Below are 23,551 nucleotides of genomic sequence, written 5' to 3' on the forward strand. Positions count from 1 at the left end.
ACGAGTGCAGGGTGGTAATTGAGACAATGGTGCAGGAGGTAATGCCATGAAGAACGCAGATGCCGTACTTCAACTCAGAAATGTAACCAAGAAAATTGGGAAGCGCACGATTGTGGATCAGGTGTCCTTTGACGTTCCGGCAGGAGAAGTGTTTGGCTTTCTCGGGCCGAACGGGGCAGGGAAGACGACGACGATCCGCATGATAGTGGGCTTGATTGCAATGACCGCAGGGGAAATTTATGTGAAAGGCATTTCAGTGAACAAGCAATTCGAGCGTGCGATGACCCATATCGGTGCGATTGTGGAAAACCCAGAGATGTATAAGTTTCTTACCGGTTATCAAAACTTAGTTTATTTTGCGCGACGGCATACCGGCGTGACGACCGAACGAATTAATGAAGTCGTGAAGCTTGTCGGCCTGCAGAATCGGATTCACGAGAAAGTGAAGCGTTATTCGCTGGGCATGCGGCAGCGGCTCGGCGTTGCGCAGGCGCTGCTGCACAGACCCTCTGTCCTTATCCTGGACGAGCCGACGAATGGGCTTGATCCGGCGGGAATACGCGAGCTCCGCGACTATTTGCGCACCCTTGCGCGGCAGGAGGGGATAGCCGTCATCGTCTCGTCTCATTTGCTATCTGAAATGGAGCTGATGTGCGACCGGATCGCCATTATCCAAGCTGGAAATCTGATAGATGTTCGCTCTATGAATGATCTGAAGAATAGGGTTGCCCATCGCATCATCGTTGAAGTCGAAGAGCCTGAGCCGACGAAAGAGGTTCTGACTGCAATGCTGCCTGATATCGCCATGGCTGTACAAGCCGGACAATTGGAGATTACGGCAGGCCGCGATCGGATTCCGGAATTAACGAGAGCGTTAGTGCAAGCGGAAATTGACGTATACGGCATTCGGACGGCGAATCAATCGCTGGAGGATCGATTCTTGGAGCTGACAAGGGGGGAGCAAATTGTCTAATTTCTACAGACTCATTCAGAACGAGAATATGAAAATAGTTCGTCGTCCCCGTACATGGGCCATGGTGGGTGTTCTAATTTTTGCTCTCCTGTTACTGACAGCGATTTTGAAAATTGATCAAAATCCCAATATTCAAAACAACAATTGGAAGCAGCATCTTACAGAGACGAATCAACGGCTGCAGCAGCAGATAGATGAGAATAGCGCTGATGCAAGCCCGGACATGAAGCTCAAACTGGAAGGCGAGATTAACAAAAATCTATACTATATGGAACACAATGTGAACCCATACGAAGTGACGATATGGAGTGTAGTGAATGGTTCATCCAGTTTGATGGTTCTAATCACGCTCTTAACCGTTATTGTGGCGGCAGATATGCTCGCAGCCGAGTATTCATGGGGGACGATCAAGCTGTTGCTTGTCGGCCCGGCTTCCCGCACTAAAATACTGCTCAGCAAATACATATCTACACTCCTATTCACGCTATTTTTGCTCGTGCTGAACTTCGTAGTATCTTTTGCGCTGGGGGGGATTCTTGAAGGATTTGGAGAGATCTCTCGACCCGCCCTTACGATTGGCGCTGGCGGAGCGGTGGAGGAAGGCTCGATGCTAGTTGCTATTCTTCAAAATTATGGATTCAAAACGATAGAGCTGATTATGTATGTGACGATGTCGTTTATGATTTCCGCCACTTTCCGCAGCTCTTCCATGGCGATAGCCTTCTCGTTGCTGTTTATGCTCATCGGCAATACGCTCGTCAATATTTTAAGCAAATTCGAGTGGGTAAAATATTTGTTGTTCGCTAACGTCAATCTAAGCCAATATGCGAACGGCACACCGGTTCGCCCGGACATGACGATGCTCTTCTCAGTCTGCGTTTTGCTGGTCTACTTTGTCGTATTTCATCTTATTTCTTGGGTCGTATTTACGAAAAGGGATGTTGCAGGGTAAGTAAGTGATTGGAGCGTTGTAAAATATAGCTTAAGATTTTATAAATAGAGAAGCAAGTTGAGATAGGTCGGCGGGAGTGGTCATTGGTGGAAGCAGACATGGCATTCCTCTATATTATAATTACCCTTATCGTGTGCTGGATTTCGGTGAACTGGCTGCACCGGAAGTGCACGAAGGGGCGGCTTGCACTAACGATTGCGCTGCTATGTTTGTTGGTGGCGCTAATTGCCATGCAGGCTCCGTTGGAATACGTGATGATGAAGATTCAGGGCAGCGTGGACCTAATCAAGGCGTTCTATCTACTGGATAGTCTGCTGGGGCAGGCCTCGATGGGATAGAACAGACAAGAGCGGGCGGGAGCTGAAGGATACCAGCTCCCGCCCGCTTTGGCGTTTAGCCTAATACGCGGCGGAGCACACGCTCGGTGCGTGCGGCGATGTCGCGGACGTCGTCTGGCGTGGCGCATAGCGGCAGCCAGTAGTACAGGGTGTCACCGAGCGGGCGGAGGATGAGTCCCTCCTCGAAGCCCGCCTCGTACATGGCCGCCCCGATGCGCCGCTCGGGCGGGAAGGGGTGGCGGCGTTCGGCATCCTCGTACAGGTCGAACGCCGCCACGAGCCCGAGCTGCCGCACATCGGCAACGTGCGGCAGTCGGGCGATGCCGCCGAGCGCTTCGGCGAGCGCGGCGATGGTGATCTGTGCCTGTTCGAGGGTGCGTTCCTCCTCGAACAGGCGCAAGGAAGCCAAGGCCACGGCGCAGGCCACCGGGTTCCCGGTGAAGCTGTGCCCGTGGAAAAATGTCTTCTGCGTCGCGTAATCGTCATAGAACGCGTCGTAAATGTCATCGGTGCACAGCGTGACGGAGAGCGGCATAATGCCGGCGGTCAGCCCTTTGCTCAAGCACATGATGTCGGGGCTGATCTCTGCATGCTCGCAGGCGAACATCTTGCCCGTCCGCCCGAAGCCAGTCGCCACTTCGTCTGCGATGAGATGGACGCCGTGCGCCGTGCACAGCTCGCGCAAGCCTTGCAAGTAGGCAGCGGGCGTCATGATCATGCCGCCCGCTCCCTGCAGCATCGGCTCCACGATGAAGCCGGCCAGCGTGTCCGCTTCGCGCCCGAACAGCTCGCGCACCTTCACCAGCGCCGCTTCCGCCACCTCGCGTTCGCCTTCCGGGCCGACCGCGCGCGCCTGCCGCAGGTCCGGCGCCGGCATGCGGTGCGCGTGGAACAGGAGCGGCTTGAACAGCGAATGATACAGCTGAACGCCGCCGACGCTTACCGCGCCAAGCGTATCACCGTGATAGCTGCCGTCCAAGAAGACGAACTTCGTCTTCGACGTGCGGCCGATCTGCTGCCAATATTGGAACGACATCTTGATCGCCACTTCCACCGCGGTGGAGCCGTTGTCCGAGTAGAACACTTTGTTCAGCCCCGCAGGCGTGATGTTTACGAGTTGTTCCGCCAGCTCGATGCCCGGGGCGTGTGTCAGCCCGCTGAACATGATGTGGTCGAACTGATCCAGCTGCTGTCGAATCGCTTCCTTAATCCGCGGATGGCCGTGTCCGTGCAGATTGCACCACCATGACGACACTGTATCGTAGAATCGCCGTCCATCGGCATCATATATATAGATGCCCTCCGCTTTTTCAATGAGCACATGATCACGATCAGCGTAATCCTTCATTTGGGTGAACGGATGCCAGACGTAAGACCGGTCCTTGCGCAGCAGCTCCTGCTTTATCGTTTCCTTCATTTTGTGCCAGCTCCCTTGCAAATATCTCGATTAACGAGTCCACAATGTTAACCTATTAGTATACATAATAGGTTAACAAAAGTTTTTCGCACTAGCAATCCCCCGCTCGGTGCTGCAGCAGGATGAAATCCTCGGTCCGCAGCATGAATAGAAGATTAGTCTCGGGGAGGATCGCGATTTCGTTCGGCAGGCGCTTCAGGCTGACAAGGAGCCGATGTATGCTCATAGTACGGTTCAATAAGGGGGTAAACCTCTTATAGAGAGATGAGAAGGAGGCGTGATCCAGTGGCACGGATCATTTACGAAATCGATCATGTCAGTCAGCTGTATAAGCGGGGCAAGGTAAAGGCGAACGTCGATATTACGTTACAGGTGCAGGAGGGAGAAATCCTGGGCGTACTCGGCCCGAACGGCGCAGGCAAATCAACATTAATCAAGCAGATGATCGGGCACTTGCAGCCGACGGAGGGGAAAGTGTCGTTCTACGGAACAGATGTGGTTCAACAGACGAGGCGTGTGGCGCAGCAGGTCGCTTACTATTCACAAGAACCGCACGTATTGGCATCACTCAAAGTGCAAGAGGCGTTGGTGTTCACCGGAAGACTGCGGGGAATGGCCAAGCTGGAGGCTGAATGTCAGGCCGAGGAACTATTAGAAATGATGGGAATGACTGAATTGCGCCGGAAGCAGCTCAAGCATCTATCCGGCGGTCAGCGGCGGATGATCGGCATAGGGACGGTTATGATCGGCAGCCTGCCAGTCATGATCCTGGATGAACCGACGAATGAATTGGATCCGGCGAACCGGCGTCTTGTCTGGAATCTCATCAAGGAGCGCAACTTGCAGGGCGCTACAGTCATTCTAGTCACGCACAACGTGCTGGAAGCCGAACAAGTCGTCGATCGGGTGGCCGTCATCAATCACGGCCGGCTGCTTGCGATCGATGCCGTTGCGAAGCTGAAGCAGAAGGTGGACCAACGCCTGAAGTTCGAGCTGATTACGGAATTCGGTCGAAGAGAAGAGGCGGCAGCAGCGATGAGGCAGTGGGGACATCTTCATATTAATGGAGAGAATCGGCTTATCCTCTTGGTGGATAAAGAATCGGCGAGCCAGGTGCTCGATTATATCGTTCATTTTCCAGAACTGCCTATTGAGGAATACGCTGTGAAGCCGCCGAGCCTCGAAGATGTTTATTTCCATATCGACGGTCAGGCTGAACGGGAGGCGAGTGGCGCATGAATCCAGCAATGAATCCGAAGCAAGCCTCGGCAGCCGCTGCGATAAGTGGTCCCGGGCGCATCTGGACGGAGCTGTCCATCCTATTTCGCATCCAATTCGCCATCGTGCGGGATAGCTGGGTCTGGGTCGTTCTGATGGCGACCATGTTTCCGTTGACGACGACACTGTTTATGTCGTTTTTCGCCGACAATCCGAGCGAAGAGATGATGATTCGCATCATAGCGGGCAATCTCATCTTCGGTGTCATCGTGATGGGGATGAACGGCATGGGACAAGAAATTTCATGGCAGAAGCATCAGGGCCACTTCACGTATTATGCTTCGCTGCCGATCTCCAAGCTGAACTTTGTGCTCGCCAATTTGCTTCGCGGGCTTATGAATACGCTCCCGTCCTTCATTATTCTGGCTATGATTGGGCAATGGGGCTATGGCATCGAATTTCATTACTCATGGGGGCTTCCGGTTGTCGTCATCCTCTCGCTGGCGAGTGTCGTCGGCATCGGTGTATGCATCGGCTTCTGGTCGCCGAATCACCAGCTTACGAACATGCTGGTGCAGGCCCTGATGATGTTCGTCACTTTTCTGTCTCCCGTCATGGTAGACATTCAGCAGCTTCCCGTGCCTCTGCAGTGGCTGTCTTATCTGTTTCCCACCACGTATGCGGCTGACGCGATGCGGAACGTGCTCTTGGCCGGATGGTCCACCGGCGTTATGTTGGACTGCGTCGTCTTGCTCGCCTATAGCGTCGTGACGATCTTCGTCATCAACAATCTGGTCAAATGGCGGATCGGCGAATAGCGCATGAATGGGGAGCGGGCCGAGCCGAACCGCCGCTTCCCTCCGTACTTGATTCTCATGCTGCGGCAGTTGTATGCTCTGTATTAGTGCGTGTACAAAAGGGACTATCGAAATCCTCGCTTTTGCTAATGGATTTACGACATCCGGATGATAGGAAGGGAAGAAGCAGCGTTATGATTTATGGAATCGGGCATGACATATTGGAGTTGGATCGGGTAACCCGCCTTCTGAACGGCAAGAGTAAAGACCGCTTCCTGCAGCGGGTGCTGACACCGGCGGAGCTTGCGGTGCTCAAGCAACGGGAAACGCGTATGGCAGAATGGGTGGCGGGCCGATTCGCGGTGAAGGAAGCGGTCGTCAAAGCGTTCGGTACAGGAATAGGCCGTACGATCGGCTTCCTTGATATCGAGGTGCTGCCCGATGCGCATGGCAAACCGCACGCGTGTGTAAGCGAAGCGGCCTGGAACCGCCTCGGCCTGCCCAGCGACTCCTATCACATTCACGTCAGCATCTCGCACCAGCCAAGCCTTGCTTCGGCACAGGCCATCGTGGAGCATCGGCAACGTGCTGCACGCAGCGGAGATGACAGCAGCGCACCCGCCGCACTCTGAATGGAAGCGGGTCAGAGCCGGGTAAGAGGCAGTCGAGATTCGCACGACAATCGGATAGAAGAAGTCCCGTTCCCCGCATGAGGAGCGGGACCGGTATGTCTGGAAATCGGAATCCTATTCGTTCAAATAAGTTATCACGCGGCTTTGGATGAATTGGACCACCTCATCCAGCGATTTTTGCCCCGCATAGTACATCTTCGCTTTATCCGCTACGATGCGCATCACTTTGTCATCGCTGCACAAGCGTATTCGCCTGTTCAATGAGATGACGGTACGTCTCATTTTGACCAGAGCTCCGCTCCATTTGGCCGTGACCGTACCAGTCTTGATTTGCTCTACCGTTTTTCCGAATTGTTCGTTATACGCTTTCTTGTTCATCGGCATATCACTAAGTTCAGGCGACTGCTGCCTCTCGTCGGGCAACAGGAGCTTCAGGAAATCCCAAGCTTCCTTCTACGCAGCAGCTCCGCGTAATTGTCCCATCTGACGAAATACCTTTCCTGCGAACCATCCTGCACGGAGTACACCATTCTCATTGCAAAGGGGGATAATATAAAACAGCATAAAGCCGAATAAACTGGGGGCGAGAAAGGCGAGCGCGATGACGGAATCGCGGCGCAGCTTGTGTTGCAATCTCATAATGCATCCTCCATAATGGGTGGTAATTCATTCGCTTGCAGACAACAGCATAACTTCCTTAAGTGACAACTGCGTGTCACATCGGCATGCAGCGGCCGAAAAATATGGCCTAGCTTAGAAGGCGTGCAGGATATGAAAAATCCTGATGACGGACGGAAAGGAGTTTGCTGGCGAACATATGGAGCATACGATTCTCGTCGTGGATGACGAGCAGCTAATACGTGAATTGATAGCAGACTATTTGGAAGATGAAGGATATGAAGTGATGCAAGCGGCAGATGGAGCGGAAGCCGTCTGTCTCCTGCGCCAGCGGGCAGTGGACCTGGTCGTCTTGGATGTGATGATGCCGGGGAAGAACGGATTCGAGGTGTGTGAAGACATCCGTTCCTTTTCGAATGCGGTCATCGTCATGCTGACCGCCAAAGCGGAAGAGGGAGACAAGCTGACCGGTTATGGGAGCGGGGCCGACGATTATGTTACGAAGCCGTTCAGCCCGAAGGTGCTGGCGGCGAAGATACGAGTGCTGCTGCAGCGCTGGAGTCATGCGGAACCGGCTAGCGGTGCGGAGGAGACGGGATTTGTTATCGACGAGGCGGCTTATGAAGTGCGGGTGAACGGATCCGTGCTGCCGTTGACGACGAAAGAATTCGAGCTGCTGCGCTGCTTGTCGCAGCATCCGAATCAAGCGCTTACACGCGATAGCATTTTGGACAAGGTATGGGGGATGGATCATTTCGGGGATGTCCGCACCGTGGACACGCACATTAAGCGGCTGCGCCGCAAGCTGGGCGAGCACGCGGAGCACATCGTAACCGTAAGGGGGAACGGGTACAAATACCGATGAAAAAGTCATTATTTGCGGGCAAGCCGCGGCTTGCCGTCAAAATGTACTGGACGACAGCGATCGGATTTTTATTGTTCACCGCACTGTTCATGGTGCTGCAGCTTATTTTCTTCCAGCCGTACTCGTTGACGATGCGATCCAACCAACTGAAGAGTGAATTTCGAGCCTTATACGACGAGCTCCATGGACAGCATATCGATAACAAATGGATGGCACGCGCCGCTTCCTTTGACGTGGCTCACTACTCCTTGACGGGGGTGGTGGAGAAGCGGGGAAAGGACGTTCGAGTATTTTTGGGTGAACGTCCACAGCAGGCGGTCCGTCTGCGCAAGCAGGACGATCCGAACATTTATATTTTTCATACTTCGCCGGAGGCTCCTGTCATCCCAGGTATTCCAACGAAGATTACTCCTATCGCTCCTGTCACACCATACAAAGAAGAGGAGCTCATTCCAACAACGCCGGCATCCTGGTTCAGTCCAGATGCGATGCGGCTGAACTTCGTGCTGGAAGAGAAACTGACCGACATGCTGAAGCTGTCGCTTGAAGACGGTCTTGCCGTCGAACTGTTCAAGCAAGGGGCGCTGGACGAGAAGAACGAGCGGATATGGGCGGCCATAGCTCCCCTTCCAGAAGAGAATGATGCCGAACGCTACATGATTACGGTATCCACGCTGCAGCCGGTCTCGGATGCCTCCTCGCTATTGGGTGGCTTCTATCGCTACTTCTACATTGCAGCGATTGCGCTGCTGCTCGGATTCGCGTTTTTGTTCACGCGCATGATTTCGCAGCCGCTCGTGAAGCTGAACGAGATGGCAAAGCGCTTGGCGCGCCTGGACTTCTCCGCGCGGACGGACATCAAGCGCGACGATGAAATCGGGGAGCTGGCGCATACGTTCGACTTCCTCGCGACCGAATTGAACGGCACGATGCAGGAGCTGCGCTCGGCGAACGAGCAGCTGCAGCGGGATATTGAGAAGGAGAAGCAGCTGGAGCGGCTGCGCAAGCGCTTTGTCGCCAGCGTATCGCACGAATTGAAGACGCCGGTCAGCCTGATTCAGGGTTATGCGGAAGCTTTGCGCGATAACGTGGGGCATGGGGCGAAGCGGGACAAATATGCTTCGGTCATCGTGAGCGAGTCAGAGCGCATGTCGCGGCTCGTCCATGATTTGCTCGACCTGTCGCAGCTCGAGAGCGGGAAGTTCCACTTGCAGTGGAGCGAAGTGTCGCTCCGGATGACATTGCGGATCGTTCTGCAGACGCTGGAGGCATTAACCGGGGATTGCCGCGTGACGATGTATTGGAATGTGCCGGAGGAAGAGGTATTCGTGCATTCGGATGAGCAGCGCTTGCAGCAAATTTTGACGAATGTGCTGACGAATGCGCTCCGCCACACGCCATCGGGCGGCCGCGTGGAAGTGCGCGTGCGATGGCCGCAAGACAACGCTGGTGATTGCGTGCAGGTTGAAGTGTATAACGAGGGCGAACCGGTGTCAGAGGAGCATCTGCCGCACATATGGGATGCGTTCTACCGAGCCGAGTCCTCGGGCAATCGAGCCTCAGGCGGCAACGGCATCGGGCTTTCGATCGTGAAGCATTTGCTGGAGAAGCACGGCAGCGTATATGCTATCCGCAATGTGGATGGCGGAGTGCTCGTTACGTTCACGCTGCCGGTTTCGGATGCGGTGAGCGAGGAATAAAAGTGTGAGGCAGCCGATACGAGCCGTGTCGAGATTCTGGTTTTCTCGATGAGGCTGGTTTTTGGTACAATGGGAAGCAGGAGAAAACCGGACAAGCGGGGGAGTGTTGCAAAATGAACGGTTCGCGATGGATGCGGAGCAAAATGTACATCGTCGTATGGGCGGTGCTGGCGCTTTCGCTGCTGCTGCTCATTCAAGGAAATGGGAAGAAGGCGGTCTCCGGTGTCATTGTCGCCGGTATTGTGTTTGCCGTTGTTAAATATTTTGGTGCCAAGCAGGCCGAGCAATCGTCTGACCCACAGCAGCATAGCTATGGCATTCTCGTTATTTGCGAACAGGCCGATGATGAGGACGAGATTCAGCATGAGGAACTGCTCGATGAGATGTTTGCCGCGGGGAACGTGGACATCTCTTATCAATGCACAGCTAATGAGCTCAAGGAGTGGAATCCATCACTTGACGTGCTGCAGCTCCCTTGCTTCATGGTGTTGAATGGAAATAGCTCGGATGAACTTGAAGTTCTAGTTAAGCATCCGTTCTTTTACAGTTCCGATCACCGGGAAGTAATTCGGTTCATTCAAGAGAATAAGAAATAGCTATAAGCGCGTGTTCGCAAAGGGGACTTTTGAACAACCTCTATAAATACAATAATAGGCCGCACCTAAGAACGAGGTGTCGGCCTATCGCCATATAACGGACGGATGCATTTATTTCTTGCTTGCCAGCCATTCGGCAACTTTTTCGATGTCGGCTTCGTCAAGGCTCTTGCCGAGCGCCGGCATGCGTTCGCCGCCATTTTTGATCGTATTCACGATATCTTCCTTGCTCAACCGTTCGCCTACCTTCTGCAGATTCGAAGGCGCGCCCATCAGCCCTTGCATCTCATCGCCGTGGCATTGCATGCAGCGCTGCTTGTAGATGGCGACGGCGTCTTCCGGCCCTTCGAGCGCCTTGGAGCTTGAACTTCCTCCGCCCCCACACCCGGCAAGCATAAGGCCTGCAGCAAGCAATACGATTATGCTCAGCGTATAACGTGAAGATGTGCTTCGTCGAAGCATCACATATCCGCCCCTTTGTATCCAGTGCCCCAACGGGCATTGTCTATGATCTTGTATACAATATAGTATAGGAAGTTCTTCCAATCCAAAGCAAGGCGTAATGCGCATTGTTGCTAGAACGTTCACATCTCATAAGGGTTACAGCTTCATGCCCATGCGGCTCTTATAGCGTTTGATTAGAATTTGAGTTTCTACGCTCATAATGCCCGGCAAGACGTACATTTTCTCTTTCAGAAATTGCTCCATCTCGCGGTTCGTGGCAAATAAACCGTGCATATGCAGCTTGCTCGGACCAGTCATATGATAAAGGCTGGTCACGCAAGGCTCGCAAGCCAGCTCATCAGCCGCCTGCATCAAATATTTTGGCTCTACCTCCACGTTAAAAAAGGCGGATACGCCGATGCCGATTTTTTCCGGATTGATGACGATTGTGAATTTCTCTAGCACCCCTTCTTCCATTAGCGCATTCACCCGGGCTTGAACGGCGACCCGTGACAGGTTTACTTCTTTAGCCAAATCGGTATAGGAAATGCGGCTGTTCTCGTGGAGCAGCGATAAAATGGTTTTGTCAATCTCGTCAAGCGACGAAGCGGGAATGTCATACAGCGTGTGCATGCGCAGCACCTCCGGTTGGGAAAAGGGTTTGTTTACTGCTTGGTTGGACAATCACTAATGACTTGAAAATGGCCAGACATTCAACCAATTTTGCCAAGCGCAAAGCTTATCATGAGAATGAGGAATACCAGTGACGTAATTATGACATACAAATAATCTTTTTCCTTCAGAAAGACAAAAATCGAGACCGCGACGCGGAAGACCGGGGTCAATATCAATAGTGACAATCCGGCCATCATGATGGCATAGGCTTTACCTTCGACAAGCCCGGTCACAATTCCTGTCACCGTCGTAGGATAGGTCTGTTCCGGATAACCGCTCTGCCCGGTAATCAAAAACAGCAGCAAGCCCGTTACAATAACGGCCGCGCTGGTGAGGACGCCGATGCGCAAAAAGGTGCTGACAGCGGCTTCTACATCATAGATTTTCTCGTCTTTCGCCTGCTTTTTATTCATTGCTTCATTCATTACATACCACCCAATCCTTGTACAATCATTTGAACTGCGACATAGGCAAGTATAGGGATGAACAATTTGCGAATGGTCTTGTTCTTTAACCGCTGCATGATGCGCGCGCCAATCGTGGCTCCGGTCAGGACGCCAAGCGCGACAGGGGCCGCAATTCTGGGATCGATGTCTCCCCTGAATAAATATACGCCAGCGCTCGCCGCTGCCGTTACGCCCATCATCAGGTTGCTCGTGGCGCTCGATACTTTAAGCGGGAGCTTCATGAACATGTCCATCGCCATCACTTTGAAGCTGCCGCTGCCGATGCCAAGCAAGCCTGAGATGACGCCAGCTCCATACATGACGCCGAATCCCCCATACGGGTTCGCGACATTGTAATGAACCTCTTGCTGCAGCGCCTTGTCGTAGTAATGGCTGTGCAGCTTGAGCTTAGTCGCCAGCGGATGAGGCTCTACATTTTCAGGCAGCTCACTCTTCGCTTTCTTTATCATAGCCAAGGCGGAATAGAGGAGCAGCAATCCGAAAATGACGTACAACCAATCGGGTGCGATGATGGCGCCGAGAAAGGCTCCCGTTATGGCGCCGACCGTAGTGGCGATTTCCAAGAACATGCCGACACGCAAATTCGTAATGCGGTCTTTGATATAGGCGATGGCCGATCCGCTCGAAGTAGCGATGACCGAAATGATGCTGGCTCCAATGGCATGATTGATGTCCACCCCGAACAACAAGGTAAGCGCCGGCGTCACGATAATGCCGCCACCCAGACCGAGCACGGAGCCGACGATACCGGCAAAGACGGAGATGAGTAAGATCTTTAGTGCAAAAAGCGTCAACATAGTTTCTCCCTTCCATGTTTATTCTCTGATGTGTCCATGACGAAATGAAATAAAAATAGATTAATTAGTTACGTTATTCATAAAAAATGGCACATCTTTATTTCATTATATATAACAAATTTGATTTTATCTTTCTTTTTGTAAAAAAATAATGACTTTTTTGTGCTTGTTCATTAATGGAAAGGATTGAACTAATCATAAAGGTTGTATATCGTTAATAGCATGAATGGTTTAGCATGTGCATTATTCATCATTATTCATCATTTGGAGTAGGGGAGGCCGTCATGGACGTACAGAAGCGTTATTTTAGCCGCGAGCTGTTGATATGGTATCGTGCCAATCGTAGAGACTTGCCTTGGCGGCGTCATAGCAATCCGTATTATACGTGGGTGTCCGAAATTATGCTGCAGCAGACGCGAGTCGAGACGGTAAAGCCGTACTTCGAACGGTTCATTTCGAAGTTTCCGACCGTTGAGGCGCTTGCTGATGCGCCGGAGGAAGAGGTGCTGAAGGCGTGGGAAGGGCTCGGCTACTATTCGCGTGCGCGCAATCTGCAGACGGCGGCCAAGGAAGTAAAGACGCAGTACGGCGGACAAGTTCCTGACGACAAGGCGAAGGTATCCGCGTTGAAGGGGATCGGGCCGTATACGTCTGGGGCCATTATGAGCATCGCGTTCAACCGCCCGGAGCCGGCGGTAGATGGCAACGTGATGCGGGTGCTGTCGCGCTATTTCCGCCTGCATGACGATATTGCGAAGCCGGCTACGCGCGCGCATATGGAGCATCTGGCCCAAGAGCTGATTCCGGAAGGGTGCGCTTCGGATTTCAACCAAGCGCTGATGGAGCTTGGGGCGCTTGTGTGCACGCCGAAATCACCTGCTTGCCTGCTGTGCCCGGTCATGGAGCATTGCGCGGGCCGCCTGGCGGGTGAAGAGCTCGTGCTTCCAGTAAAGACGAAGGCGAAGCCTCCTAAGCCGGAGCTTCGTTATGCGGCATTAATCGAAGGCACGGGCGAACATGCAGGCAAAGTGTTGGTCCGACAGCGACCGGCAACCGGATTGCTTGCAAAGATGTGGGAACTGCCGCATCTGCTCGTTCCGAAGCAGGCCGGACTCTTCGGGATGAACGAGGCCGAGGCGATGGATGTGCTGCGGGGCGGTTTACTTGCGGAAGGAATTGACGCGGTGCCGACCGCTAGATGGGTGGACGCGGAGCATACGTTCAGCCACATTCATTGGCAGATGCGTGTTTTCCGCTGCGAATTGCGGGAACTAATGGAACTGAAGGACAAGGAACGGACTGTCTATCAATGGACGGGGCTGGAAGAGATGGAGCATCTGGCGTTTCCAAATTTATTTTTGCGTATGTTAAAAGATTACTTTCAGTAACCTATTAAGCGACTTTATGAACAACCTCTTTCACGGAATTTCTTTCAGGGGAATAATTAAAGATTTGGTTGATTAATTAAAGGCGATTGTCCTGTTAGGGATGATTGCCCTTTTTTTTATTGCGCAAACGTTTACAATGAACATGACGACTGGTGAAAGCGTTATCTTTTTGGCTGGGCTTTTTTCCAATCTCGACGATAAATAGACAAAGACCATTTCCATGAGAAAAACATGCACAATGGACAACTTGGAGGGGGATTATAATGAAACGTTTGAAACCAACAGTTCTTTCCCGCAGCAACATGAAACGCAAATTTGCAGTATTGCTCAGTACGGCGATGCTTGCCGGGGCGCTCACCGGATTTGCCGGTCAGGCGCATGCCGCGCAGCCTCATTCGTCCCATTGGTATCCGGACACCTTGCTGGAGTGGTCGCCACAGACCGACAAGGATGCGGCATTCAACCGCAGCTCGGTGAAGCTGAATACCGAACGAGTGCAGGGCCATAAGGTGAATCCGAATGCAAAGACGGAGCCGAAGGTCATGGCGCTGGCGTCCATGTACAAAAATACGAGCGGCGCGCCGTCGCAAGGCAACGATCAGTTCCACGGCTATGCGTTCAGCTACTGGCAATATGTAGATAAACTCATTATGTGGGGCGGTTCAGCAGGTGAAGGATTGATTGTCCCTCCAAGCGCAGATGTTATTGATGCAGCCCATAAGAACGGCGTTCCGGTATACGGTACCGTATTCCTCCCGCAAACGGAGCATGGCGGCAAAATCGAATGGATGCGCGATCTGCTGCAGCAGAAGGAAGACGGCACATTCCCTGTCGCTGATAAGCTGATGGAAGTCGCCAAATATTACGGCTTCGACGGCTGGTTCATCAACCAAGAGACACAGGGCGGAACGCCGGAAGACGCACAGAACATGCAGAAATTTTTGAAATATATGCAAAAAATCAAGCCGTCCAACATGGACGTCGTCTGGTACGACTCTATGATCAAAGAGGGGCCGGTGAAATGGCAAGGCGCGCTTACGGACAAGAACAGCATGTTCCTCCAAGATGGGGAAGAGCGTGTGGCTGATCACATGTTCATCGACTTCCGTTGGCAATTTAAAAAAGAAGGCAAATATGATTACGTCACACCGTTCCAGAACTCACCGCAGGCAGCAGATGGCTTGAAGCGCGATCCGTATGAACTGTATGCCGGTATGGATTTGGAAGGCGGCGGCGGTTATCAAGGCGAATATAATTTCCCTGTCCTGTTCCCAGAAGGCGGCAAAGCAGTAACATCGCTCGGACTCTATCGTCCAGATTGGGCGTTCAATACGTCCAAGACGAACGAGGAGTTCATGGAGAAGGATCAGATTCTCTGGGTAGGGGAGAACAAGAATCCAGCGGATACCGTGGAAAATGGTAAAGCATGGCGCGGTATTGCAAACGATATCGTAGACAAGACGGTTATTACAAAAGCGGATTTCATTACCCATTTTAATACAGGAAACGGCAACCATTTCAGCGTATTTGGCAAAACGGTACGCGACCGTGAATGGTTCAATCGCAGTCTGCAAGATATACTGCCGACTTGGCGTTGGATGGTGGATGAGCAAGGACAGAAGCTCACGCCAAGCTTTGACTTCGACAAATCGTTCTATGGCGGCAGCTCGCTGAAGCTTAAAGGAACGATCGCGCCAGGAGCGACGTCGAACGTGAAGCTGTTCAAGACCGATATTGCAGCAACATCTTCGTTGCAAATGTCGCTCATTTATCAAGCGAATGAGAGCGAGTCTGCCGACATGAATATCGGTGTAGCTCTAGAGGGGGCGCCTGATGAGTACAAGATCGTGAAGCCGGCGTCCGCGAAAGCAGTCGGCGCAAAAGGTGACTGGACGCGTGCAGTCTACGACTTAAGCCCGTATGCAGGCAAAAAGATTGTTGGGGTATCCGTTCAAGTGGAAGGCAAAACAGGAGATAACCTGTACTCCGTCAACTTAGGTGAGCTTGCCATCCGTGACCTGAACGAGAAAGTGGCGCCAGTAGGTCAGGTGTCCGACCTGAAGATGATAGAGAATGATTTCCGTGACGGCATTTATGCTGATGCGCGTCTGTCGTGGAGCCCGTTAGGCGATGATGTGATGTACTATCAAGTGTACCGTGTTATGCCGGACGGTTCCCGCGAGTTCGTCGGTGCGACAGGCAACCACCATTACTATGTGTCCGAAATGAAGCGCAGCGGCATGGAGCAAGCGACACAGCTCGCAGTCGTGCCGGTCAACCGTCACTATGATGAAGGCCGTGCGGCTATGCAATCGTTCGAATGGCCGGCATATCCGACGCCGACGGCGGACTTTGAAGCCGACATGACGTTCGTAGCGCCGGGCGAAGCGGTGCAATTGACGGACAAATCGACTGAAGTCACAACGGAATGGGAATGGAGCTTCCCTGGCGGTACGCCTGCTTCCAGCACGGAACGCCATCCGAGGGTGAGCTATGCGGAGGAAGGCACGTATGAGATTACACTGAAAGCGAAAAATGCGGTCGGCGAAGATGTGATGTTGAAGTCCAAGCTGATTACAGTATCCAAAGAAGCGGCATTCCGCTCGGAGGATTTAGCGATCGGCTCGAAGACGGAAGCGTCCAGCTTCGTGAACGATAGCGAAGCGCCGCAATATGCTGTTGATGGTGAAATGAGCACGAAATGGTGCGCTGTCGGAAGCGATGAGCATTGGCTGATAGTTGACCTCGGCAAAGCACACGACATCACCCAGTTCGTCGTTCATCATGCGGAAGCGGGCGGCGAGTCGCCGGCCTTCAATACACGCGAATTCAAGATTCAACTTAGTGATGACGGCAAGAACTGGACTGATACCGTAACCGTGACCGACAACGAAAAAGGGATAAGCAAGCACGCGATTGCGAAGACGGAGGCGCGCTATGCCCGCCTCGTCATCGAGAAGCCGACGCAGGGTGGAGATACGGCGGCCCGCATTTATGGCTTTGAGGTGCTCGGCTTGAAGAACAAGCCAGAAGCGAAGTAAGACTGTAATGTAGATCGTACACATAAGAGGCAGGCCGGAAGCAGATTCCGGTCTGCCTTTTTCCGCTCCTTTCCTCATTTTGCAGAAACGTGCGGAGTCAGAGAAAGCACATATTAATTTCCATCTTGTGTTATAATCAGAGCAAATCTGAACGGCGTGATCGTTTCAATGCAACATAAGGAGTGGAAGAAGATGGCAGTTCGTACCATTCTCCCTTTCGGAGAACCAATATTACGAAAAAAGTGCAAGCCAGTTACGGAAGTGAACGGACGAATACTGTCCTTGCTTGACGATTTGAAGGAGACGTTATATGCGGAAGAAGGCCGGGCCGGACTAGCAGCGCCGCAAATCGGCATCCTGCGTCAGGCGGTCGTCATGGACTGCGGCGACGGATACCGCGAGTTCATGAATCCGGAGCTGCTGCAGGCAGAAGGAGAACAGGACGGAATGGAGGCGTGTTTATCATTCCCGGGATATTACGGGAGGGTAAAGCGATACGATTACATTCAAGTTCGAAGTCTCGACCGCAGCGGCGAGACATTCACGCTGGAAGCGGAAGGGTATCTTGCCCGCTGCATCCAACACGAAATGGATCATTTGGATGGCGTCTTATTTGTAGATCGAGTAGTGGATGATTTCATCATTCACGAGGCGACGCATCAGCGTGTGTCCTTGCTCGACGCATTACGAATTACAAATCGAAATGTGCAACGTATGTAATAATACCGCAATAATAGCGCATAATTGCAGAAGTCCTGCTTTCCCTTGGGGAGAGCAGGACTTTTTTGCATTTTTCTATAACTCCCATACTCCAAAACTCATACACACTTACACGTCTTTTACACACCGAAAGCCTATATTTCCGGTAGAGCTATCAGGGGTGTTTTTGCTCCGTGCACCCACGCGGTAACGGTTGCAATATGATTTGTGGCACAGATAGGAGCCGCCCTTCATGGTGCGTTCAGCACCGGCTTGGGGACCGCGTGGGTTGACAGCCGGACCGCGTTCCGCAGGATTGGCAGTAAACCAATCGGCGCACCACTCCCATACATTTCCTGACACGTTATACAGGCCGTAACCGTTCGATTGATACGTATTGACCGGAGCCGTACCGATATAGCCATCGCTGGCGTTGTTTTTAACCGGGAATTTGCCCTGCCAAATGTTGCAGCGGTGCTCTTCATCCGGTTTTAACAAGTCGCCCCAAGGATAACGCTTGCGCTCTAGTCCGCCCCTGGCTGCGAATTCCCACTCGCTTTCGGTCGGGAGCCGGAGCCCGGCCCAGTCGCAATAAGCGAGGGCATCGTTCCAAGATATGTGCACGACTGGGTGATTCATACGTACAGCAATCGAACTGTCCGGCCCTTCTGGCTGAAGCCAGAATGCGCCTTGGACGGCCAGCCACCATGGGGTGGATACAGGACTTCCGATGGCGGCCGCTGTCACGTTCTCCGAGGCGAGCAGGTGGAACACATATGACCAGTCGAACCGTTCCGCCTCAGTGACGTAGCCCGTCGCCGCGACGAAGCGGGCGAAGTCTTCATTGGTGACGGCGTATGGTGAGATTGCGAATGCATCAACGGTCACTTGCCGCATAGGCCCTTCTCCGTCTGCCGGGAATGCCTCTGCATCCTCCGTCCCCATCCAGAACGCTCCGCCCTGCAGGCGGACGAAATGCTCGGTTGCAGGAGGCCGAACGATCGAATCTTCGGATGGCAGCAGACCCGCATCAGCGAGCAGGTTTCGGGCAGCTTCGGCCACTGCGCTCGAATGCGGACTGTCGGCATCGGAATTTGATTGATAGGAAGCATGTAATCCAGAGCAATCGACGACTGCCGTTTGCTTTGCTTCGGCCGCTTGCGGTTCCGCAGAGAAAGCCGCATTGCGTTGTGCTGCGCAGCATGCCTTCGGTTCCTCCGCTGTGGCGGAACGTTTCATATCGTCGTTATCTATCTCGTTATCCATCATCATGGCCTCCTTATACTGCTGTGATGCGATCCAATATCATTAGGCCGGCCCCGATGGCCAGCGCTTCCTCTCCGTAGCTTCCCTTGCTGAAAACGACCTGATATTGCGGATAATGATATGTCTTACGAATGGCCGTCTGGGTAGCGGTGTAGAAAAACAGATCGTTGGAGCTCATGAGCGGACCGCCCAGTACGACCTTCTCGGGATGGAGGACATTCAACAAATTCGCGAGACCGATGCCGAAATAGGTGGCCGCTTGGGTTACCAGCTCCGTCACGAACGGATCGCGCCGCTGTAAAGCCTCCATAATGTGCGAGAACGTAACGGTCTCGGAACGTTCCGCCATTTGTTCCAGCAAGCTGCGACGTCCCATGCGGAGCCCCGCGTTCGCTTCCCGTTCCAGGGCATAGACGGTGGCATAAGAGTCTAAACAGCCAAAATTGCCGCCGGCCGAACGATGTGGAACACCATCTGCTTGAATAATCATCGCGCCTAAGGCGCCTTCCATATCAACCGCACCGTATATTAGCTTGCCTTCAGACATCATAGCGGAGCGAAGCCCGATGCCTACATGGACGTAAAGCATATGCTGCACATTCAAGGAACGGTTCGCCCAGGCCTCTGCCCGTATGGCTGTATTCGCACCATTATCAAGCATGACCGGAAACTTTAGGCTTTCTTCCAGCTTGGAGACAATGGGCACGTTCTCCCAGCCTGGCGCTTGGAAATAACTCGGATGCAAAACGACGCCGTCAAACCGGTTCAAAGGTCCGACAGCGCCTATTCCCAAACCAAGTACTTCATTTGCTTTCAATTGATGCATGTCTAACCAAATTCGTATTTGTTCCGTTACGCGCGCCATCAAAGTATCTGGTGTCATATTTTGATTCATCGTCCATACGATCGACTCCAGCTTCATCCCTGCCATATCCAGCATAATAAGCCGGGAAGATGTACGCGAAATGTCTAAGCCGAAGGCATACCCGTATTCCGGACGCACGCGATATAATATCGGACGGCGTCCGCCAGTCGAGACGCCTAATCCGCTCTCTGTAATGAAGCCAAGCGCAACCAGCTCTTCCAGCACACGAGTAAGCGTGCTGACCGTGAGTCCGCTGTCTTGAAGCAGATCATGCTTTGAAATTTCATTGGTGCGGCGTATTTGTTGAAACACTTCCTTGCCCTTCAAGGAAGTTATGCGTTGTTCCAAAGTTTTATCCATATACGATAATCCCCGCTATTCCTGATAATAGGATGACGACAATCGGATGCATACGGAGCTTCATAAGCGCCAACATGGCACAGACAAAGATAATGACAGGAAGAAGCAATCCCCAGTTCCATCCGGATGCAAAGTCGGAGTGCATCGTCATGTTGACCGCCGCATAAGCGATTAAGGCGATGACTGCCGGCTTCATGCCGTCGAGTGCAGACTGCACCCAATGATTATCATACACGCGGTAGAAAATAGTGGCAACCAAGAACATGATGATAGCGGAAGGCAATATAATCCCGAGAGCCGTAATTAAGCTTCCGGCCCAGCCCGCGGCCATGTAGCCGACATAGACGGCGCTGTTCATCGCAATCGGACCTGGAGCCATGCCTGCAAGCGCAACAGCCTCCGTATACTGTTGACCAGTTAACCATTGATGTGACAGCGCCTCATGCTCGATGACGGGCAGCATTGCATAGCCGCCGCCGAATGAGACAAATCCCAGTTTGAAAAATGTCCAAAATAAGTCCCATAACATGCTGCATCCTTCTTTCTGCGTGAATACGGGAGTATCTTGCTGATTTTATCCCTGCGCTTGCTTTGATTGGTGTTGATGAGTTCCTAGCTTTACATTTGAATCCGAAGGCTTGGAGATCTTGCCTCGGCGGTCATGCTTATGATTGCCGTGTTGAAACCATTCCATTGCGAGTCCGGCCGCGGAGCCGATAGCGAGCACGAGAATTGGATGAATGGGTGTCCACAGGAGCAGCGCCGTCGAAGTTAACGTGACGACCCACGCAAAGACGTTATGGAGCGATTGTCGGCCGAGTCGAACCGCCGCATAGACGATTAAGGCGATTACAGTTGGTTTAATACCGGTGAGCGCGGCTTGAACATAAGAATTATTCCGGAAGCCAGTTGCACCGGCACATAACAATAGCATGATTGCGATCGTGGGCAGCGCAATGCCAGTTACTGCAGCGATTAATCCGGGAATGCCTGCTATACGGAAGCCGACGAGCGCAGCGACGTTGACTCCGATTCCGCCGGGAGCAGCTCCAGATAATGCGGTAATCTCACTCACTTCATCAGCGTCAAGCCATTTGCGTTTTTCAGTCAGCTCGCGGTCGATCGCAGGTAATATTGCATAACCTCCCCCGAAGGTGGTTGGTCCGATTTTTAAGAAGATGGCAAACAATTGGAGCAGAAGGGTACGCTTCGGCACGTGTAGCGTGTTTGGTGCGTGTCGGTTCATTCGGTAATCATCCCTTCATGGAAAATGGAATCCTTGCAACACTAAGTATAACTTACTTTATTTCATTTTGGAATAAAGAAGTGCCTATCTTCATGAAAATGGAAGCTTGATACTTGTTGAAAGTGCACAGTTTGTTATTTTATCCTTCACTCATATTGAAGGAATTGGGAAATCAATATTGGAAGCTTGCCATAACCCGAGTAGGAAGTTTGTTGTGACTTGGCCGATATATCATGTACATTTATGGTTTGGATGGGAGGCGAACTGTTAAATTGATAGTTGCAGCACACTTTTATTCATATTAGTATTAAGTTGCAGGAGAGAAGGGAAATGTTGCGATAATAAGTCAATACAAATTAAGGAGACTGACGATGACGCACACGAAAACCACTTCCAAACGCCCGAACGTACTGCTCATCACGGTTGATCAGATGCGATTCGATTGCTTAAGCATTGCAGGACATCCGATTGTAGAAACACCGAATCTGGACGAGCTTGCACGCACGGGCGTCCGCTTTGACCGCGCTTATTCGGCGACACCGACATGCGTTCCAGCGCGCGCAGCCATCTTTACTGGACAATCGCAGCGTTCTCATGGGCGTGTCGGTTACCGGGACTGTGTTCCGTGGAACTATGACACGACGTTGCCGGGTGAACTGGCGAAGGCAGGCTATCATACGCAGTGCGTGGGCAAGATGCATGTGTATCCTGCGCGCAATCTGCTTGGGTTCCATAATGTCGTCATGCACGATGGCTACTTGCACCATAATCGTTTTCGCCATAACGTGCCCGCACACGAGCATTTCGACCAGGTGGACGATTATTTAGTATGGTTAAGAGAGCGTGTGCCGGGAGCCGACTTGACCGATCTTGGCCTGGACTGCAATGCATCGACGGTTGCGCGTCCTTGGCATTTGCCGGAGATGCTTCACCCTACGAACTGGGTGGTGACACAGTCGATCGATTTTTTGCGCCGACGCGACCCGAGTAAGCCGTTCTTCCTTTGGATGTCGTTTGTGCGGCCTCATCCGCCGTTCGATCCGCCGCAAGCTTACTTGGATTTATATAAAGATATCGAAATTCCGGATCCCCCAGTCGGGGATTGGGCGGATGAAGAAGACCTGGCACAGGAAGGTCTCAATCCGGTCACATTCCGAGGCAATGTGCCGAAGCGGCGTTTGAAATATGCCATGGCTGCCTATTATGCGTTAATTACTCATTTAGATCACCAAATCGGCCGGTTCCTCCAGGTGTTGAACGAATACGGGGAACTAAACGAAACGATCATTGTGTTCACGTCGGATCACGGTGAACTGTTGGGAGATCATAATCTGTTCCGCAAGTCGCTGCCATATGAGGGCAGTACGAGGGTTCCGTTTATCGTCAACGATCCCGGCAACTGTCTCGGCTTGAAGCGAGGTACTGTGGCAGAAGAGGTCGTGGAAATGCGCGATATTATGCCGACGCTGCTGGATGCTGCCGGTGTAGCAGTGCCTTCAAGCGTAGATGGAAAGAGCGTAATCGGTGTAGCACGTGGAGATAATACGGATTGGTGGCGTGATTATCTTCACGGGGAACAAGCCCAGGGCAATGCGTCGAACCACTGGGTGACGAATGGGAAGGAAAAGTACATTTGGTTCTCGCAGACGGGAGAAGAGCAGTATTTCAACTTGGAGCATGATCCGAACGAATTGCATAACGCCGTTAACGATGCAGACGCGCAGGAACGCGTGCTGCATTAGCGTCAAGTGCTCATCCGCGAGCTGGAAGGGCGGGAAGAAGGTTACAGTGATGGAGAGAAGCTCATCGTAGGCTGTAACCCGATTGCTTGTCTGTCTCATATATTGTGAAAAATATTGGTTGTAATTGGGGGTCACAATTGTGACTCTTTTTTTTATTTTGAGGAAGATGTTCCTCTCATCTGGTGCTTATAGCCACTCTCCCCTTTGCTCAGGTAAAAATTCATGAGCGTACTCAATGCTTAACCGCGTGATACGAAGGAGACATGAGTGTGCCCCAATGCTTAACCGCGTGGTATGAAGGAGACATGAGTGTATCCCGATGCTCAACCGCGTGGTATGAAGGAGACATAAGTGTACTCAATGCTCAACCGCGTGATATGAAGGAGACATAAGTGTACCCAATGCTCAACCGCGTGATATGAAGGAGACATAAGTGTACCCAATGCTCAACCGCG

The 23,551-nt window shown here is 52.4% G+C and carries 24 protein-coding genes and 1 pseudogene; 13 read left to right on the plus strand and 12 right to left on the minus strand.

Annotated elements, in window-relative coordinates:
• Positions 1–46 precede the first annotated feature (46 nt).
• From LQV63_RS04895 to LQV63_RS04905, 3 genes are all read left to right on the plus strand, one after another.
• A complete protein-coding gene (locus LQV63_RS04895; RefSeq protein WP_233695863.1) occupies positions 47–973 on the plus strand; it encodes an ABC transporter ATP-binding protein in 927 nt (308 codons plus the stop codon).
• Positions 966–1,925, plus strand: coding sequence for an ABC transporter permease (locus LQV63_RS04900; RefSeq protein WP_233695864.1), 960 nt, complete (start codon positions 966–968; stop codon positions 1,923–1,925). The genes LQV63_RS04895 and LQV63_RS04900 overlap by 8 nt, the downstream gene beginning before the upstream one ends.
• Positions 1,926–2,011: 86 nt before the next feature.
• Positions 2,012–2,263, plus strand: coding sequence for a hypothetical protein (locus LQV63_RS04905; RefSeq protein WP_019419362.1), 252 nt, complete (start codon positions 2,012–2,014; stop codon positions 2,261–2,263).
• Between the two features lie 55 nt (positions 2,264–2,318).
• Here the strand turns inward: LQV63_RS04905 and bioA are convergent, their stop codons facing one another.
• Both bioA and LQV63_RS04915 read right to left on the minus strand, forming a co-directional pair.
• A complete protein-coding gene (gene bioA / locus LQV63_RS04910) occupies positions 2,319–3,680 on the minus strand; it encodes an adenosylmethionine--8-amino-7-oxononanoate transaminase (RefSeq protein WP_233695865.1) in 1,362 nt (453 codons plus the stop codon).
• A 91-nt stretch (positions 3,681–3,771) separates the two neighbouring features.
• Positions 3,772–3,918 carry a hypothetical protein gene (locus tag LQV63_RS04915; protein WP_233695866.1) on the minus strand — a complete coding sequence of 49 codons (147 nt, stop codon included), beginning with the start codon at positions 3,916–3,918 and terminating at the stop codon, positions 3,772–3,774.
• Between the two features lie 47 nt (positions 3,919–3,965).
• Here LQV63_RS04915 and LQV63_RS04920 point away from each other — a divergent pair, with 47 nt between their 5' ends.
• The 3 genes from LQV63_RS04920 (at position 3,966) to acpS (ending at position 6,327) form a co-directional block, all read left to right on the plus strand.
• Complete coding sequence (locus LQV63_RS04920; RefSeq protein ID WP_233695867.1) at positions 3,966–4,919, plus strand: ABC transporter ATP-binding protein; 954 nt, start codon at positions 3,966–3,968, stop codon at positions 4,917–4,919.
• The gene (locus tag LQV63_RS04925) at positions 4,916–5,716 is read left to right on the plus strand and encodes an ABC transporter permease (protein WP_019419366.1); all 801 of its coding nucleotides are present in this window, start codon (positions 4,916–4,918) and stop codon (positions 5,714–5,716) included. Before LQV63_RS04920 ends, LQV63_RS04925 begins: the two co-directional genes overlap by 4 nt.
• 173 nt (positions 5,717–5,889) lie before the next feature.
• The gene (gene acpS / locus LQV63_RS04930) at positions 5,890–6,327 is read left to right on the plus strand and encodes a holo-ACP synthase (RefSeq protein ID WP_233695868.1); all 438 of its coding nucleotides are present in this window, start codon (positions 5,890–5,892) and stop codon (positions 6,325–6,327) included.
• Between the two features lie 114 nt (positions 6,328–6,441).
• On the opposite strand, the gene LQV63_RS04935 is transcribed toward acpS, so the two are convergent.
• Positions 6,442–6,705: a hypothetical protein gene (locus LQV63_RS04935; RefSeq protein WP_233695869.1), complete on the minus strand. Its 264-nt coding sequence runs from the start codon at positions 6,703–6,705 to the stop codon at positions 6,442–6,444.
• Positions 6,706–6,780: 75 nt separating this feature from the next.
• A complete protein-coding gene (locus LQV63_RS04940; protein WP_019419369.1) occupies positions 6,781–6,966 on the minus strand; it encodes a hypothetical protein in 186 nt (61 codons plus the stop codon).
• Between the two features lie 145 nt (positions 6,967–7,111).
• Here LQV63_RS04940 and LQV63_RS04945 point away from each other — a divergent pair, with 145 nt between their 5' ends.
• From LQV63_RS04945 to LQV63_RS04955, 3 genes are all read left to right on the plus strand, one after another.
• On the plus strand, positions 7,112–7,810 hold the full coding sequence (locus LQV63_RS04945; RefSeq protein ID WP_233695870.1) for a response regulator transcription factor: 699 nt from the start codon (positions 7,112–7,114) through the stop codon (positions 7,808–7,810).
• Positions 7,807–9,510 (plus strand): sensor histidine kinase, encoded by a 1,704-nt coding sequence (locus LQV63_RS04950; protein WP_233695871.1) that lies wholly within the window; start codon positions 7,807–7,809, stop codon positions 9,508–9,510. The genes LQV63_RS04945 and LQV63_RS04950 overlap by 4 nt, the downstream gene beginning before the upstream one ends.
• A 113-nt stretch (positions 9,511–9,623) precedes the next feature.
• The gene (locus LQV63_RS04955) at positions 9,624–10,106 is read left to right on the plus strand and encodes a hypothetical protein (RefSeq protein WP_019419372.1); all 483 of its coding nucleotides are present in this window, start codon (positions 9,624–9,626) and stop codon (positions 10,104–10,106) included.
• Positions 10,107–10,217: 111 nt separating this feature from the next.
• Here LQV63_RS04955 and LQV63_RS04960 read toward each other — a convergent pair whose 3' ends face one another.
• The 4 genes from LQV63_RS04960 to LQV63_RS04975 form a co-directional block, all read right to left on the minus strand.
• On the minus strand, positions 10,218–10,568 hold the full coding sequence (locus tag LQV63_RS04960) for a c-type cytochrome (RefSeq protein WP_233695872.1): 351 nt from the start codon (positions 10,566–10,568) through the stop codon (positions 10,218–10,220).
• Positions 10,569–10,706: 138 nt separating this feature from the next.
• A complete protein-coding gene (locus LQV63_RS04965) occupies positions 10,707–11,183 on the minus strand; it encodes an Lrp/AsnC family transcriptional regulator (RefSeq protein ID WP_019419374.1) in 477 nt (158 codons plus the stop codon).
• A gap of 80 nt (positions 11,184–11,263) precedes the next feature.
• On the minus strand, positions 11,264–11,650 hold the full coding sequence (locus LQV63_RS04970; protein ID WP_019419375.1) for a DUF1634 domain-containing protein: 387 nt from the start codon (positions 11,648–11,650) through the stop codon (positions 11,264–11,266).
• Positions 11,650–12,489: a sulfite exporter TauE/SafE family protein gene (locus LQV63_RS04975; RefSeq protein ID WP_019419376.1), complete on the minus strand. Its 840-nt coding sequence runs from the start codon at positions 12,487–12,489 to the stop codon at positions 11,650–11,652. The genes LQV63_RS04970 and LQV63_RS04975 overlap by 1 nt, the downstream gene beginning before the upstream one ends.
• A gap of 284 nt (positions 12,490–12,773) precedes the next feature.
• Here LQV63_RS04975 and mutY point away from each other — a divergent pair, with 284 nt between their 5' ends.
• From mutY to def, 3 genes are all read left to right on the plus strand, one after another.
• A complete protein-coding gene (gene mutY / locus LQV63_RS04980; RefSeq protein WP_233695873.1) occupies positions 12,774–13,877 on the plus strand; it encodes an A/G-specific adenine glycosylase in 1,104 nt (367 codons plus the stop codon).
• Between the two features lie 263 nt (positions 13,878–14,140).
• On the plus strand, positions 14,141–16,918 hold the full coding sequence (locus tag LQV63_RS04985) for an endo-beta-N-acetylglucosaminidase (RefSeq protein WP_233695874.1): 2,778 nt from the start codon (positions 14,141–14,143) through the stop codon (positions 16,916–16,918).
• Between the two features lie 192 nt (positions 16,919–17,110).
• The gene (gene def / locus LQV63_RS04990) at positions 17,111–17,638 is read left to right on the plus strand and encodes a peptide deformylase (RefSeq protein WP_019419379.1); all 528 of its coding nucleotides are present in this window, start codon (positions 17,111–17,113) and stop codon (positions 17,636–17,638) included.
• A gap of 108 nt (positions 17,639–17,746) precedes the next feature.
• Here the strand turns inward: def and LQV63_RS04995 are convergent, their stop codons facing one another.
• From LQV63_RS04995 to LQV63_RS05010, 4 genes are read right to left on the minus strand one after another with little or no spacing between them, the layout of a single operon-like run.
• On the minus strand, positions 17,747–18,883 hold the full coding sequence (locus tag LQV63_RS04995) for a formylglycine-generating enzyme family protein (protein ID WP_233695875.1): 1,137 nt from the start codon (positions 18,881–18,883) through the stop codon (positions 17,747–17,749).
• A gap of 13 nt (positions 18,884–18,896) precedes the next feature.
• A complete protein-coding gene (locus LQV63_RS05000) occupies positions 18,897–20,108 on the minus strand; it encodes an ROK family protein (RefSeq protein ID WP_233695876.1) in 1,212 nt (403 codons plus the stop codon).
• Complete coding sequence (locus LQV63_RS05005) at positions 20,101–20,637, minus strand: chromate transporter (RefSeq protein WP_019419382.1); 537 nt, start codon at positions 20,635–20,637, stop codon at positions 20,101–20,103. Before LQV63_RS05005 ends, LQV63_RS05000 begins: the two co-directional genes overlap by 8 nt.
• A 45-nt stretch (positions 20,638–20,682) precedes the next feature.
• On the minus strand, positions 20,683–21,354 hold the full coding sequence (locus LQV63_RS05010) for a chromate transporter (RefSeq protein WP_233695877.1): 672 nt from the start codon (positions 21,352–21,354) through the stop codon (positions 20,683–20,685).
• A gap of 371 nt (positions 21,355–21,725) precedes the next feature.
• On the opposite strand from LQV63_RS05010, the pseudogene LQV63_RS05015 reads away from it, so the two are divergent.
• Positions 21,726–23,204: pseudogene (locus tag LQV63_RS05015) on the plus strand (arylsulfatase).
• Positions 23,205–23,551 lie beyond the last annotated feature (347 nt).

Origin of the sequence: Paenibacillus profundus (assembly GCF_021369635.1) — a bacterium.
Lineage (GTDB): Bacteria > Bacillota > Bacilli > Paenibacillales > Paenibacillaceae > Paenibacillus_B > Paenibacillus_B profundus.

Excerpts from the sequence above, each read along its gene's own strand:
- LQV63_RS04970 (WP_019419375.1), bottom strand. The coding sequence starts at position 11,650 with ATGAATGAAGCAATGAATAAAAAGCAGGCGAAAGACGAGAAAATCTAT.
- acpS (WP_233695868.1), top strand. The coding sequence starts at position 5,890 with ATGATTTATGGAATCGGGCATGACATATTGGAGTTGGATCGGGTAACC.
- LQV63_RS04895 (WP_233695863.1), top strand. The coding sequence starts at position 47 with ATGAAGAACGCAGATGCCGTACTTCAACTCAGAAATGTAACCAAGAAA.
- LQV63_RS04965 (WP_019419374.1), bottom strand. The coding sequence starts at position 11,183 with ATGCACACGCTGTATGACATTCCCGCTTCGTCGCTTGACGAGATTGAC.
- bioA (WP_233695865.1), bottom strand. The coding sequence starts at position 3,680 with ATGAAGGAAACGATAAAGCAGGAGCTGCTGCGCAAGGACCGGTCTTAC.
- LQV63_RS04985 (WP_233695874.1), top strand. The coding sequence starts at position 14,141 with ATGAAACGTTTGAAACCAACAGTTCTTTCCCGCAGCAACATGAAACGC.
- LQV63_RS04955 (WP_019419372.1), top strand. The coding sequence starts at position 9,624 with ATGAACGGTTCGCGATGGATGCGGAGCAAAATGTACATCGTCGTATGG.
- LQV63_RS05000 (WP_233695876.1), bottom strand. The coding sequence starts at position 20,108 with ATGGATAAAACTTTGGAACAACGCATAACTTCCTTGAAGGGCAAGGAA.
- LQV63_RS05005 (WP_019419382.1), bottom strand. The coding sequence starts at position 20,637 with ATGTTATGGGACTTATTTTGGACATTTTTCAAACTGGGATTTGTCTCA.
- LQV63_RS04975 (WP_019419376.1), bottom strand. The coding sequence starts at position 12,489 with ATGTTGACGCTTTTTGCACTAAAGATCTTACTCATCTCCGTCTTTGCC.
- LQV63_RS04950 (WP_233695871.1), top strand. The coding sequence starts at position 7,807 with ATGAAAAAGTCATTATTTGCGGGCAAGCCGCGGCTTGCCGTCAAAATG.
- LQV63_RS04940 (WP_019419369.1), bottom strand. The coding sequence starts at position 6,966 with ATGAGATTGCAACACAAGCTGCGCCGCGATTCCGTCATCGCGCTCGCC.
- LQV63_RS04995 (WP_233695875.1), bottom strand. The coding sequence starts at position 18,883 with ATGGATAACGAGATAGATAACGACGATATGAAACGTTCCGCCACAGCG.
- LQV63_RS04960 (WP_233695872.1), bottom strand. The coding sequence starts at position 10,568 with ATGCTTCGACGAAGCACATCTTCACGTTATACGCTGAGCATAATCGTA.
- LQV63_RS05010 (WP_233695877.1), bottom strand. The coding sequence starts at position 21,354 with ATGAACCGACACGCACCAAACACGCTACACGTGCCGAAGCGTACCCTT.
- mutY (WP_233695873.1), top strand. The coding sequence starts at position 12,774 with ATGGACGTACAGAAGCGTTATTTTAGCCGCGAGCTGTTGATATGGTAT.
- LQV63_RS04935 (WP_233695869.1), bottom strand. The coding sequence starts at position 6,705 with ATGAACAAGAAAGCGTATAACGAACAATTCGGAAAAACGGTAGAGCAA.
- LQV63_RS04925 (WP_019419366.1), top strand. The coding sequence starts at position 4,916 with ATGAATCCAGCAATGAATCCGAAGCAAGCCTCGGCAGCCGCTGCGATA.
- def (WP_019419379.1), top strand. The coding sequence starts at position 17,111 with ATGGCAGTTCGTACCATTCTCCCTTTCGGAGAACCAATATTACGAAAA.
- LQV63_RS04945 (WP_233695870.1), top strand. The coding sequence starts at position 7,112 with ATGACGGACGGAAAGGAGTTTGCTGGCGAACATATGGAGCATACGATT.